Genomic DNA, 12,997 nt, shown 5'->3' on the forward strand with positions numbered 1-12,997 from the left:
ATTCTTTCCTGCCTAAATTATCAGACGCGTGGGGCTGAAGTCGATCGAACCGGGAGGTTTACGCATGGCCGTGCTGTCAGCATTCGAGATTCTCGCCGAAACTCTCGTACCCGATGGCCTCCTGCCGCCTGGCGCGAGCAACCCGGTCATCATCCAGGGCTACTGGGTGCAGATTTCCGTTGCACAGGGCTATTCATCGGCGAATTTCAATCTCATTTTTCAGGAGACGACCGACTTCGATCAGGGCATTGGCAAGAAAGCTCTGAACGCCCAGATCATCGACGCCAAAGGCGAGGCCAACGTCTATCCACAGTCGTCGTTTTTCGCTTCGACCGGACGCGGCTTCCTCGGCCAGACGATCGTGGCGAACCAGACGCTGATCTTCGGCGTCCAGGCGCTTCCTTTCTCGCGCGGCGAGGAACTCGCCGCAATCCCTCAGAACGGTACCGGATGGCGCGGGACGGTGCGCATCGAAGGTCAGCAGCCAGGCTCGCTCATCGCGACGCCGACACAGCGGCTCATCTACTACCGCCAGAAGGACACGACCTTTTCGGACTTCGTCGATGCAACGGTCTACCCGGTTCCGACTGTTAGCGGCACGACGCAGATCTGATGGCGAAGGAACAATTCACCGCCTTCTGGCTGGGTTACCGGCCGTCCGGCCCCGGCAAGGCGCCGCCCCTTCAGGCGACGCCGGATTACATCGACGTTCTCGTCCTTGCCTTCTCCAACATCTTCCCAGGCAATACAACCTGCGAAGGTTTTCTGCAGAAGTCGCACACGGCCGATGAACTGCATGCCGGCATCGCTTCCCTCCGCCAGTCGAACCCGAACACGAAGATCCTCCTGTCGATCCAGGGCACGCCACAGCCTCCGGTCGGCTGGAATACCGGCATCACCGATCCACAGGCCTTCGGCGGATGGCTCGGATACATCATTGACACGTGGAATCTCGACGGATTCGACGTCGACAACGAAGACCTCGACAGCTTTCCGGGCCAGCAATTCGTCGATGCGGTGATCGGCATGCGCAAAGCGATGCCACAGGCGATCATCACGCTCGACACATACAAGTTCGATCGCGACAAGGAGGTCATCAAGGAGCTCGCGCCCTATCTCACGAGCATCAATACGATCGCATATTTCCTCGACTACGACGACATGACGTCGCTCGTCGAGCAGTATGCGACCGTCATCGATCACGCGAAGATTTCCATCGGCGTCAAATCCGCCGAGGTCGGCCCGATCAGCCAGGGAACCTCGGTGGACGATACGGCGAAACTCTGTACGTTCGAACCCTCGCAAGGCAGCAAGCTCGGCATGACGCTCTGGGACCTCAGTGAGGACATTACGAGCGTCACGGGCAAGCCGGACGGCACCTGGACGCGAACGATCCACGAGCATCTGCCATGACGAGCGCGGCGGCAGCCGTCGACGACGCGCAGCTGATGACCCTTGCCGGCATCGCCTATGGCGATCCGGCGCGCATTGCCGGATATCTCGCCGAGGCCACCGTGCTCGATGGGGCATGGTCGCTCGGCTGGCTTCCGGTTCCGCCCGATCCGCCGGTGAACTTTGCTTTCGCGGCACGCAACATGGAAGCGGACGTCGCCGTCGTCGCCATTCGCGGCACCTATCCCAACCCCCTGTCGCCCGCCTACTGGTCGGACGCATCGCAGGACAGCCCCTTCGGCCCGATGAGCCCCTGGCCCGGCTCGGGCGATGCCAAGATCGGCGGTGGAACGGCGGCCGGCCTCAAGGGGCTTCTCGAATTGACGGACGGCAGCGGCGCGGCGCTGCAATCCTTTGTCGGATCGCTCCCGCCCTCGACCACCCTTGTAGTGACAGGCCACAGCCTCGGTGGCACCCTGGCGCCCGTCCTGGCGCTCATACTCGCAGAGACCTTCCAGGATCGCCCCGTCGCCGCGACGAGCTATGCCGGCATGACGCCCGGAAACGCGGCCTTCGCGGCGCTCTTCGGGCCGGGATCGCGCCTCGATGGCAAGGTCCGCCGGGTGTACAACACACTCGATACGGTCGCCTATGGCTGGGACGCCGTCCTACAAACGCGCGGGTTCTACGATCCCGCGCCGAAGGGCGGCGCGGTCGTCGATGCCTTCCTGCTGGCGACTGCCGCCCGGCTCGATGCCGGCGGCTATGACTACGGCGCTGTCGGGACGCCTGTTCCGCTCGAGGGCACCCTTCGCCCCGAACAGCCAGACTGCACGCTGATCGCCTACATGCTGGAGAACCTCCACCAGCACCTGCCGGACACCTATCTGGCGCTGCTCGGTGCCCCGCCTCTGCCCTTCTCGATCCTGTTCGGAACGATCGTGGCGGACAAGCCGGCCACTGAACTGGCGAGGGCCGAAACGGGATTGCCCGTCGCTTACGCGAGCACCGCCTGACGTCGGCGTTCACGCAAGAAGACCTGTGGGCGGCCCCGCCCACCCCTGGTAAGAGGTGCGGGCGACGCCGGCAGCCAGCCGGTCGGTTCGATCACAGAGCGCCGCTGCGCTGCTGGATCATCATGAAGGTGTCGAAGTTGTATTCGGCGAGCTGCTCCCAGAGATAGCTCTCGCCGCGAAACTTGGTCTGGCTGTCATAGAGCGCCTTGAAGGTTTCGTTCTTCGCCGCGATGTCGTTCAAGACCTCCTTGGAGGCCTTGAAGCTCGCCTGCATGATCTCCTGGCTGAACGGGCGCAGCTGCGCCCCCTCGCCGACGAGGCGCTTGATCGCCTTCGGGTTCTCCCAGTCATAGGTGGCGAGCATGTGGCCGTTGGCCGCCGCGCAGGCGGCCTTGAGGATCGCCTGATAGGGCTTCGGCAAGCCGTTCCACTTGTCGAGATTGAACATCGCATGGGTCGCGGCGCCGCCTTCCCACCAGGCGGGATAATAGTAGTAGGGCGCGACCTTCACGAAGCCGAGCTTCTCGTCGTCATAGGGGCCGACGAACTCGACCGCGTCGAGGGTGCCCTTTTCCAGCGCGGCGTAGATGTCGCCGGCGGGGATCTGCTGGGGCACGACGCCGAGCTTGGCCATCACCTGGCCGGCGAGGCCCGCGATGCGCATCTTCAGCCCCTTCATGTCGTCGAGGGAGTTGATTTCCTTGCGGTACCAGCCGCCCATCTGGGCCCCGGTATTGCCGGCCGGCCGGGCGAAGATGCCCTGCTTTTCGAAGAATTTGTCGAGCAGCTCGTTGCCGCCGCCGACGTCGAACCAGGCGTTCTGCTGGCGGGCGTTCAGCATGAAGGGCACCGTCGTGCCGAAGGCGAAGGACGGGTCCTTGCCGACGTAGTAATACGAAGCGGTATGACCCATTTCGACCGTGTCGCCCTGCACAGCGTCTAGCACCTGACCGCCGGGGACGATCTCGCCGGCCGCAAAAGGCTGGATCTCGAACTGGCCGTCAGTCATCTCCTTCACGTAGTTCGAGATATATTCCGCTGCGCCGAAGAGCGCCGGCAGCGAGCGCGGGAAGGACGAGACGCAGCGCCACTGAAGATTCGGCTTGTCCTGGGCGATGGCTGGAGCTGCAAGGCTCGAAGCCGCACCGAGGCCGGCGGCGCCGGTGGCGACACCGCGGATGAATTTGCGTCTGTCCATGGAACTCTTTCCTACAAAACCGGCGCCGCCCACGAGGCAGCGCCCTGAAGCTCGTCGTCGGTCCGAAGCCGGACCGGTTGGCGGCGGGACCATAGGCCTGGCTGACGAAAATGCAACAGTTTGACGATGGTACCGGATCGCGTCGATCTGGAGGCAATTATGTCATCTCCGTGTCATCTGCCCCGCCTAGTCGCCGCGCAGTGACAGGGGGACAGATTCACATGACGAGACTCGTTGCAGGCGCCAGCCTCATTGCCATAGCCGTTTGCCTCGGCCTGCCGAATGCGGGCTCTGCAAGGGCGGACAGCTTCAGCATCGACAGCGGCACCGAGACGGAGGCGCAGACCGTCACGGGGACCGACACCGGCAGCGTCGCCGCCGGAGCAGCCCTCACCACCAAGAAGGACCCCGCCATCACCTGGACGGGCGTCTCCGACGACCAGGGTGTGGTCATCACCAATGCCGGAACGATCTCCTCCACGAAGGATCGCGGCATCGACACCGACGACGCCAGCGGTTCCTTTACCCTCGACAATCTTGAGGGCGCGACACTTTCGGCCGACGACGACGCCTTCCGCATCAAGGATGACGCCGACGTCACCGTGGTGATCAACAATGACGGCACCATCACCTCCGACACCGGCCAGGCGATCGACTTCGGCAAGCTGGAATCGGCCGATGCCTCCGTCACCATCAACAATGGCGCCACCGGCGTGATCGAAGCCCTCGACAACGACGCGATCCGCCCCGGCTCCGGCACGATCGTGATCGACAATGCCGGGCTGATCGACGCGACCGCCGGCACCGACCGCGGCATCAATGTCGAGAACTACACCTCGATCGTCTCGCTGATCATCACCAACGAGGAAGGCGGCACGATCAAGGCGACCGGCGATGCGATCCGCGTCACCGAGGACGACGACGACGCCGACCTCGATGCCGCCACCGGAACGTTCGTCATCGACAATGCCGGCACCATCGCCTCGACCGGCACGGGCGACGACAGCGGCCAGGCGATCGATCTGAACAATCTCGAATCGCCGTCGATCGGGGCGACGATCATCAATCGCGAGACGGGGGTGATCACCGCCGCCGACGCCGATGCGATCCGCCCGGGCACCAACGGCACCGTTTACAACTCCGGCACGATCTATGGCGGCACGGCCTCCGACGAAGGCAATGACGGCATCGACTTTCAGGACGATACCGGCGGCGTCGTCACCAACACTTCGACGGGCACGATCACCGGCACCCGCCACGGCATCACCGGCGACGAGGCGGTGACCGTCTATAATGACGGCACGATCACCGGCCTCGCCGGCTCGGGCATCAACATCGACAACGGCATCTACGATCCAGACAATGACGAGGCCGTCATCGCCTCCAACGGCACGGTGGTCGTCTACAATTCGGGAACCATCACCGGCACCGCCAATGGTGGCGACGGCGACGGCATCGATGTCGACGGCCTGCTCTATCTCGAAAACTCCGGCACCATCCAGGCGGTCGGCACCTCGGAAGACCAGATCAACGAGGGCCTTGCGATCGGCGGCGGCACCATCATCAACACCGAGACCGGCGTCATCACCGGCACCGGCCGCGCCATCACCGTCAATGACAGCGATCTCGGCGACGCGGTGGGCGCAACGACGATCACCAATGCCGGCTCGATCGTCGGCGGGACCGACGGGGCGATCAAGATCACCGGCCCCTATGCCGATACATTGACCAACAGCGGCACGATCAGCGGCGACGTCTGGCTCGGCGCCGGCGACGACACGCTGAACGCCTATACCGGCTCGAGCATCGACGGGACGGTCGACGGCGAGGACGGCGAAGACACCGTCAACCTCGAGGGAACCGGCACCGGCACCCTGTTCGACACGGTCGATTTCGAGGTTCTCAACGTCAATGGCGGCAGCTGGACGGTCGATACCGACCAGAGCTTTTCCAGCGGCACGACCATTGCCGACGCGGCGTCGCTTTACGCCGATGCCAACCTCGACAGCGTCGTCACGGTGAACAGCGGCGGCACGCTCGGCGGCACGGGCACCGTCTCCGGCCTCGATGTCTCCGGCACGGTCACGCCCGGCGACACTGACGGCGACGTCGCCAGTTTGACCGTCGCCGGCGACGCCGCTTTCCAATCCGGCTCCACCTACGCCGTCGACATCTCCGGCACGACAGCCGACAGCATCGCCGTTTCAGGCATCGCAACCCTTTCCGGCGGCACGGTCGTCGCCGGCGCTTTGACCAATCCAGACGCGACCTATGTGATCCTGACCGCAGACGGAGGCGTCACTGGCACCTTCGACGCGGTGACAGCCGACGAGGACTTCCTCTTCCTCGATCCCGCCCTCACCTATGCCGCGACCTCAGTATCCCTCGGCCTCGACCGCAACGCGGTGGCCTTCGCCGACCTTGCCGTCAGCGACAACGGCCGCAGCGTCGCCGCGGCGCTCGACACCGCCGCGTCCGGCGATCTCTACGACGCGCTGCTGGCTCAGACGACGGCCGCCGGTGCCTCACAGGCTTTCCAGCTCGCCTCGGGCGAAGTCTATGCGGGGATCGGCAGCGCGCTGATCGGCGCCGACCAGGCGAGCGGCGACCTGATCCTCTCGCATCTTCGCTCCATCAAGCCCGGCCAGGCATCCGGCCCGGCGGCGGCGCCGCTCGCCTATGACGAGGCGTCCGATGTGGATCGCCGGTTCTCGCGCTTCGGCTACCCGTCCCGGCCAAGCCTCGGCGGCGTCGAGATCTGGGGCACCGGCTATGGCGACTGGACGGACTATTCCGGCGACGACGTCGCCGATCTCGACACGAAGACCGGCGGCTTCCTGGTCGGTGTCGACGGTGCGATCGGCGACTGGACAGTCGGGCTTGCCGGTGGCTACGCCCATACGGACATCGACGCGGACAGCCTGGCGAGCAGCGCCGATGCCGACAGCTACCAGATCGCCGTCTATGGCGGCCGCAGCTTCGGCGCCGTCAATCTCGCCTTCGGCGGTTCCTATGCCTACCACGATATCGACGTTTCGCGCCGCGTCGTGTTTCCGGGCTTTTCGAACGACCTCTCGGCCAGTGTCGATGGCGACAGCGCGCGGCTCTTCGGCGAGGTCTCCTACGACCTCGCTTTAGGCGGCATCGCGGTCCAGCCCTTCGCCGGCCTCTCCTATACGCATTTCTCCCTCGACGATTTCACCGAGACCGGCGGCTCCGCCGCGCTGGAGAGCGACGGCTACGACCAGAATGTCGGGGCATCGACGCTCGGGCTGCGCCTTGCCACGAGCTTTTCGGCCGGCGAAATGACGTTGAAGCCGCGGGCGATGATCGGCTGGCGTCACGGCTTCGGCGATGTCGACCCGGACGTGACGCTTTCCTTCGCCGATACTGGCGCAGACTTCAGCGTCTCCGGTTCGCCGATCGCCCGCAATGCGGCTCTCGTCGAGGCGGGGCTGGACGTCGAGATCGCGCCGAACGCCACGCTCGGCCTCTCCTATCGCGGCAGCTTCGCCAGCGACGCCACCAGCAACGGCGTGACCGGCCGCTTCGCCGTCAAGTTCTGACAGGGACGGCGGGCCGCCATGAGCACCCCTGCCGGAAGCTGCCGGGGGAAGTCGATAGGGACTTTCGGAAAGGGTGCAAGCGATCCGCCTTGAGGCCCGATGGCCTGTCGTAACGCTCTGCGGCCGACATGTTTCGACTCCGCTTGCGAGCCCCCGCATCGGCCGATGCAGCGTTGCAGCACGAGCGACCACACCACCACTTCGTCATCCCGGCCCCCGCGCCGGGATCCATTCCAAATCATCGATCCCGTAAGAGCGGCTGACCGCTACCACCTTGTTTCAGCTACGGTGAAAGCTTTTTTCCGGTCGAGGGGATAGGTTTTCCACGGCTGAGGAATGGGTCCCGGGTCAAGCCCGGGATGACGAGGCTGAGATGTTGCCGCTCATGCTGGTGACGATGTCATCGGACAAGTCGGTGTTTCAGATTCGCGCAGCTGTATATGAGAAACGTGTCGAGACACAGCCGAGACAGCGCTGAATTCCGGGGGCCTCGCCCGCAATGGCATGGGTGCGGCCAGTCTTCACGACAGTCTCGTCGAACGGCGCATATCGAGTGCCTGACACTTTGGGATCAGGCGTCCGCTTTTATCGCAACCGTCATGCTCGGGCCCCGTCCCGAGCATCCAGTGCGCTGAGTAAACTTCTGCTTTGTCGAACATTTCTGGATTCGCGGGACAGGGTCCGAGAATGACGAAGCGTCGAATGGCGCGCCTTCTCGATCGAGTCGTGGCCGGCTCTCGACGATCGTGTCCTGCAGACTGGGTGAAGCCCCGAAAGCGCCGTTGCCCTACAACGCGAAACAGGCCGCCCTCGCGGGCGGCCTGTCGTCGTCTTCCCTTGAATGTCCATACGGGCCAAATCCGCCCGCCCAGGACGCCTGGATGATCAGAGCGTGCCGTTGCGCTGCTGGATCATCATGAAGGTGTCGAAGGTGTATTCCGACAGCTGGGCCCAGAGATAGGCGTCCTTCTTGAAGGCGAGCTGGTTGTCGTAGATCTCCTTGAACGACGCATTCTTCGACGAGATATCGGCATAGACCTCCTTGGCGGAATTGTAGGAGGCCTGCATGATCTCCTGGCTGAAGGCCCGAAGCTGCGCGCCCTGATCGACGAGGCGGCGGATCGCCGATGGGTTCTTGTAGTCGTAGGAGGCCAGCATATCGCCGTTGGCCGCCTGGCATGCCGTCCTCAGGAGAGACTGATACCGGCCCGGCAAACCGTCGAATTTCTCCTTGTTGATGAAGGCAGCAACCGTCGGGCCGCCCTCCCACCAGCCGGGATAGTAGTAGTAGGGCGCGACCTTTACGAAGCCGAGCTTCTCGTCGTCATAGGGCCCGACCCACTCGGCGCCGTCGATGACGCCCTTTTCGAGCGAGGGGTAGATGTCGCCGCCGGCAATCTGCTGCGGCACGACGCCGAGCTTCGACAGGATCTGGCCGGCGAGCCCTGCGATGCGGAACTTCAGGCCCTTGAGATCGTCAAGCGTATTGATCTCCTTGCGGAACCAGCCGCCCATCTGGACGCCCGTATTGCCCGCCGGAAAGCCGACGAAGCCCTGCGTGGCATAGAACTTGTTCATCAGGTCGATGCCGCCGCCATAGTAGTGCCAGGCATTGGTCTGGCGGGCGTTGAGGCCGAAGGGAATGGCCGCGCCCATGGCGTAGGTGACGTCCTTGCCGACGTAGTAATAGGGCACCGTGTGGCACATCTCGACGGTGCCCGAAGACACCGCGTCGGCGGCCTGCAGACCGGGAACGATCTCGCCGGCGGCAAAAACCTGAATGTCGAAGTTCCCGTCGGTCGCCTCGCGCACATATTTCGCGATGGTCTCGCCGCCGCCATAGATCGTGTCGAGCGACTTCGGGAACGACGAGGTCATGCGCCAGGAGATCTTCTGGTTCTCCTGGGCGATGGCCGGAGCGGCAAGTGTCGAGGCGGCGGCAGCGCCGGCGCCGATGCCCGCCTTGGTGATGAATGAACGACGATCCAAAATGATACTCCTCCCAGATGGATTCTGCCTGTGTGTCAGGGCCGGGCTTTCCGCCCGCAGCGGATTGCCTCCCGATCCGACCGCAACGCCTTTTTATTTAAAGCATCGGCAGGGAAAGTGGAATTGGCATTTGGAATGACAGCGCCGGTTGCATCGCGCCTCTCCGTCGCGGCCAAATGCGATCGACCATCGGTGGCATCGAAAACGAGTGGGCACCCCCGTGCCCAAAGCCGCGGCCACTCCAGATAAAAATGCTCTCTAAGGGACCCCTGGAGTTTGCGCCCGGCGCCGACCGCTCAAGCGGGACGACGGCCACTTTAACGGCCGGTCCGACTGTGTCATCGGTGGACCGTCCCGGTCGCCCGCGGGCGGCGGCGGTTTTTGAAGGTTGCCATGTCCTCTCCCATCCTCGTCGCCGTGCCGGCCGATGTCCACGACCATTCGAACTATCGCTGGCACGCCAGCCCCGACACCTATCTCAAGGCCTTGATCCGCGTCGCCGGCGCGACCCCCGTCATCGTGCCCGCGCTGACGGACGAGATGGATCTTTCCGTGATCCTCGAACGCGTCGACGGCGTCCTGACGACGGGCGCCGCCTCGAACGTTCACCCGGAGCGCTTCGGCGTTTCGCCGAGCCCGTCCTTCGAACCCTATGATCGCGATCGTGACCGGCTGACCGAGCGCCTGATCGGCGAAAGCATCGAGCGCGGCTTGCCGCTTCTCGCCATCTGCCGCGGCCACCAGGAGCTCAACGTCGCCCATCACGGCACGCTGGCGACAGAGATCCAGGAAATCCCCGGCCGCATGGACCACCGCGCGATCACCCATGAGGACCAGCGCGAGCGCTATGCCACCCGCCACGACGTCGCGGTCACCGAAGGAGGGCTGCTCGCATCGATCGTCGGCCCGGGGCCGATCCGGGTGAACTCGCTGCACCGCCAGGCCATCGACCGGCTCGGCGACGGTCTGGTCGTGGAGGCCAGCGCCCCGGACGGCACGATCGAAGCCGTCTCCGTCGCGGGCGCGAAAGCCTTCGCCCTCGGGCTTCAGTGGCATCCGGAATTCTGGGCGGAAAGCGACGCGCCATCGGCGGCGATCTTCGAGGCCTTCGGCGCCGCCTGTCGGGCCTATCGCGAGCAGCGGGGCTGAAGGCGGCGATCGGCAGATACGGGGGACCTCGTCAGAGCGTCGACAGTGCCCCGCCGAGAAGACCGACGCCGATGAAGGTCAGCAGCGCGGCGCCCGAGATTTCGAGCCCGACGCCGACGAGAGCGGCGCGGCGGGCATGGCGCCCCGCCCGCTCGACCGCGCCTCTGGCGACCACGGCAAGGGTCGCCAGAGCCGAGACCGTGATTGCCGTTCCGGCCGCCATGGCAAAGACCGAGACGAGGCCGCCGAGATAGAGCTCGTTCAAAAGAGCAAATGTCAGGACGACGATCGCACCCGCGCAGGGCCGCAGGCCGACCGAGGCGATGAGGGCGAGCGCCGTGCGGATCGTGAGCGGCCGTCGCAGGGTCTCGGGGCTGGCGATATGCTGGCGGCCGCATCCGCAGTCGTCCAACGCTTCCTCGCAGACGACGTCTTTCGGCAACGCCTCGGCACGCGGCATCAATGGCCCGCGAGCCGATTGGGACGGCGTGGAAAAAGCCAGCGCCCCAACCACGCCGCCGCTATGCACGCGCGGCGCAGGCGACAGCGCCCAGCGGCGAAGGCCGGGTTGCCATCGTCGCCAGATCTTGGTGACGGCACGCGCAAGCAAAGCGACACCGAACAGGGTGACGAGAGCGTAGGAGGCGATTTCCAGCCAGTCGGTGGCATCGCTCATCGCGATCCCGGTGCCGCGCAAGAGATACCAGCCGGCGCCGACGACCAAGATCGCCGTTCCCGCCTGCATGGCCGAGGACGCGAAGGCCAGCATGATCCCGCGCCTCAGCTCCGCCCGGCTCGCCAGCATGTAGGACGATATCACCGCCTTGCCGTGACCCGGGCCCGCCGCATGGAAGACGCCGTAGGCGAACGAGATGCCGACGAGGAAGAGCAACGCGCCCTCATCGGCCTTCAGCCCGACGAGGGCCTTGCGAAGCGCCGAAAAGAACTCGCGCTGGCGGGCGGCGATCTCGATGAACAAGGCCGAGAACATGCCGTTGCCAGGCGCCGTGATCGCATCCGAGGTCCCGATGCCGATCGATGATCTGGCCAATGCCGGCTCTGCCGAAAGCCAGACGAGAACCATCGCCAGACAACAGCCGGCTCCGAGCCGCGCGACACCACTCGCGCCGGGAGCCCCTGCTGCCGACGAGCCATGCCCGCCCGCCATGAACCTCGCCGGGCTAGGCGCCTGATCGAAGGTCAGCTCGGGCGCAGGCATGCGACCTCCAGCCTCGTTGCGAGAATGTCGGCATAGGCGTTCGCCTGGTCCTGCGGCACCTCTTCATCGGTGCCGAGGCCGGCGATCGTGTTCATCCACTGCTTGGCCGCATCATCCTCGTCGGGGACGTTCAGCTTCTTGGTGCAACCGGCCGGCAGGTCGATCAGCTGGAAATCATCGGCGTTCTTGAAGTCGAAGGCGACGAAGAAACTGTCGTCGAAATTCGACACCTTGACCTTGTGCTGCGTCAGGTCGATCGGCTCCTTCACCGGCATCTCGAAGAAGAAGATCAGCTGGCCGTTCTCGAAGAGCGTGTGGAGTTTGGTCGGCGCCACGAGCTTGACGTCCTCGCTGCCGATCTCGGCGAAGGTATAGAAATTCCACTCGGCGATCGACTGGCGCACCGTCTCGCCGACGGCGTCGAGTTCGTCCGGATCGAGAATACCGTTGGCGTTAGCGTCGAAATCCACGACGACCGAGGAGGAGAACAACTCGTCCATCCGCCAGACGTTACGAATGGCGGTGAACTGGCCTTTCGCGTTGCCGACGATCTCGACATGGGGTTCGACGAAGACATGCGGATGGGCGAAGGCGACCGCCGGCATGGCGATCAGACCACCGAGGCTCGCAAAAAATGCCCCAAGACGATTTCCCACCGGCACTCCCCTCTCTGCATCCCCGGAAGATGCCAAAGCCGAGAAGAATGGCCGAAGTTTGAATTCGGCCGCTCTTCGCGGTGAGTTATCGAGGAAAGCTTGCGCCGGGCAAAAACCGGCTGACGGCGAGAGATCGACCTGCGACGGGCCTTCTCGAGCATCGGTCCGAAAATCGGATTCGATTTTCGGAAAGCACGGCGCGGTGATTCAAGAAGTCAGAGCGTCCTTTGTGCGTCCATTCGCACGAACGCCCATCTAGCGCTCGACATAGACCTGCGCGCCGACATGAACGCGCTCGTAGAGATCCTTGACGTCGGCGTTTCGCATGCGGAAGCAGCCCGAGGAGGCGGCGCGGCCGATCGAACGGGGCGAGTTCGTCCCGTGAATGCGATAGGTCGACCAGCCGAGATTGATCGCCCGCTGGCCGAGCGGATTCTTCGGGCCGGGGCCGACGAACTGCGGCAGGCTGGGATTCTTCGCCCGCATGTCCGGCGTCGGGATCCAGGTCGGCTTCGGCCGTTTCATCGAAATCCAGCTCGTGCCGAACCACTGCTCGCTCGGCTTGCCGACGGCGATGTCATATTGTAGCGCCCGACCGTTGCCGGTCAGGAGATAGAGCTTTCGCTCCGAGGTCTTGATGACGATCGAGCCAGGGGCGCCCGCCGCGTCGATGGTGGTTTCGCGTGGCCCGCTTTTGGCGAGCACCGGTGCTGCGGCCGCCGTCGAAAGGGCGAGGGCAAGGATGGCGGAGGCGAGAAACTGACGCATGAAACAACTCTGGCACACTCGAACTGAACGCCGCGTTAAACGAC

10 protein-coding genes are annotated in these 12,997 nt (G+C 64.5%); 5 read left to right on the forward strand and 5 right to left on the reverse strand.

Features of this window, described 5'->3' with window-relative positions:
* Positions 1-64 precede the first annotated feature (64 nt).
* From J6595_RS17730 to J6595_RS17740, 3 genes are read left to right on the forward strand one after another with little or no spacing between them, the layout of a single operon-like run.
* A complete protein-coding gene (locus J6595_RS17730; RefSeq protein ID WP_209596207.1) occupies positions 65-613 on the forward strand; it encodes a hypothetical protein in 549 nt (182 codons plus the stop codon).
* On the forward strand, positions 613-1,413 hold the full coding sequence (locus tag J6595_RS17735; protein WP_209596209.1) for a glycosyl hydrolase family 18 protein: 801 nt from the start codon (positions 613-615) through the stop codon (positions 1,411-1,413). Before J6595_RS17730 ends, J6595_RS17735 begins: the two co-directional genes overlap by 1 nt.
* The gene (locus J6595_RS17740) at positions 1,410-2,408 is read left to right on the forward strand and encodes a lipase family protein (RefSeq protein ID WP_209596211.1); all 999 of its coding nucleotides are present in this window, start codon (positions 1,410-1,412) and stop codon (positions 2,406-2,408) included. Before J6595_RS17735 ends, J6595_RS17740 begins: the two co-directional genes overlap by 4 nt.
* Positions 2,409-2,499: 91 nt before the next feature.
* On the opposite strand, the gene J6595_RS17745 is transcribed toward J6595_RS17740, so the two are convergent.
* A complete protein-coding gene (locus J6595_RS17745; protein ID WP_209596213.1) occupies positions 2,500-3,606 on the reverse strand; it encodes a TRAP transporter substrate-binding protein in 1,107 nt (368 codons plus the stop codon).
* A gap of 221 nt (positions 3,607-3,827) precedes the next feature.
* Here J6595_RS17745 and J6595_RS17750 point away from each other — a divergent pair, with 221 nt between their 5' ends.
* A complete protein-coding gene (locus J6595_RS17750; RefSeq protein WP_209596215.1) occupies positions 3,828-7,172 on the forward strand; it encodes an autotransporter outer membrane beta-barrel domain-containing protein in 3,345 nt (1,114 codons plus the stop codon).
* A gap of 885 nt (positions 7,173-8,057) precedes the next feature.
* On the opposite strand, the gene J6595_RS17755 is transcribed toward J6595_RS17750, so the two are convergent.
* Positions 8,058-9,161 (reverse strand): TRAP transporter substrate-binding protein, encoded by a 1,104-nt coding sequence (locus J6595_RS17755; RefSeq protein ID WP_209596217.1) that lies wholly within the window; start codon positions 9,159-9,161, stop codon positions 8,058-8,060.
* A gap of 393 nt (positions 9,162-9,554) precedes the next feature.
* Here J6595_RS17755 and J6595_RS17760 point away from each other — a divergent pair, with 393 nt between their 5' ends.
* Positions 9,555-10,310 (forward strand): gamma-glutamyl-gamma-aminobutyrate hydrolase family protein, encoded by a 756-nt coding sequence (locus J6595_RS17760; protein WP_209596219.1) that lies wholly within the window; start codon positions 9,555-9,557, stop codon positions 10,308-10,310.
* A gap of 31 nt (positions 10,311-10,341) precedes the next feature.
* Here the strand turns inward: J6595_RS17760 and J6595_RS17765 are convergent, their stop codons facing one another.
* The 3 genes from J6595_RS17765 to J6595_RS17775 all read right to left on the reverse strand — a co-directional run bounded on the left by J6595_RS17765 (position 10,342) and on the right by J6595_RS17775 (position 12,953).
* Positions 10,342-11,529 carry a nickel/cobalt transporter gene (locus J6595_RS17765; protein ID WP_209596221.1) on the reverse strand — a complete coding sequence of 396 codons (1,188 nt, stop codon included), beginning with the start codon at positions 11,527-11,529 and terminating at the stop codon, positions 10,342-10,344.
* On the reverse strand, positions 11,511-12,185 hold the full coding sequence (locus J6595_RS17770) for a DUF1007 family protein (protein ID WP_425342170.1): 675 nt from the start codon (positions 12,183-12,185) through the stop codon (positions 11,511-11,513). The genes J6595_RS17765 and J6595_RS17770 overlap by 19 nt, the downstream gene beginning before the upstream one ends.
* Before the next feature lie 255 nt (positions 12,186-12,440).
* Positions 12,441-12,953 (reverse strand): L,D-transpeptidase, encoded by a 513-nt coding sequence (locus tag J6595_RS17775; RefSeq protein ID WP_209596224.1) that lies wholly within the window; start codon positions 12,951-12,953, stop codon positions 12,441-12,443.
* Positions 12,954-12,997: the final 44 nt, after the last annotated feature.

Source organism: Jiella mangrovi (assembly GCF_017815135.1).
GTDB lineage: Bacteria > Pseudomonadota > Alphaproteobacteria > Rhizobiales > Rhizobiaceae > Jiella > Jiella mangrovi.

Excerpts from the sequence above, each read along its gene's own strand:
- J6595_RS17775 (WP_209596224.1), bottom strand. The coding sequence starts at position 12,953 with ATGCGTCAGTTTCTCGCCTCCGCCATCCTTGCCCTCGCCCTTTCGACG.
- J6595_RS17750 (WP_209596215.1), top strand. The coding sequence starts at position 3,828 with ATGACGAGACTCGTTGCAGGCGCCAGCCTCATTGCCATAGCCGTTTGC.
- J6595_RS17745 (WP_209596213.1), bottom strand. The coding sequence starts at position 3,606 with ATGGACAGACGCAAATTCATCCGCGGTGTCGCCACCGGCGCCGCCGGC.
- J6595_RS17730 (WP_209596207.1), top strand. The coding sequence starts at position 65 with ATGGCCGTGCTGTCAGCATTCGAGATTCTCGCCGAAACTCTCGTACCC.
- J6595_RS17735 (WP_209596209.1), top strand. The coding sequence starts at position 613 with ATGGCGAAGGAACAATTCACCGCCTTCTGGCTGGGTTACCGGCCGTCC.
- J6595_RS17765 (WP_209596221.1), bottom strand. The coding sequence starts at position 11,529 with ATGCCTGCGCCCGAGCTGACCTTCGATCAGGCGCCTAGCCCGGCGAGG.
- J6595_RS17760 (WP_209596219.1), top strand. The coding sequence starts at position 9,555 with ATGTCCTCTCCCATCCTCGTCGCCGTGCCGGCCGATGTCCACGACCAT.
- J6595_RS17740 (WP_209596211.1), top strand. The coding sequence starts at position 1,410 with ATGACGAGCGCGGCGGCAGCCGTCGACGACGCGCAGCTGATGACCCTT.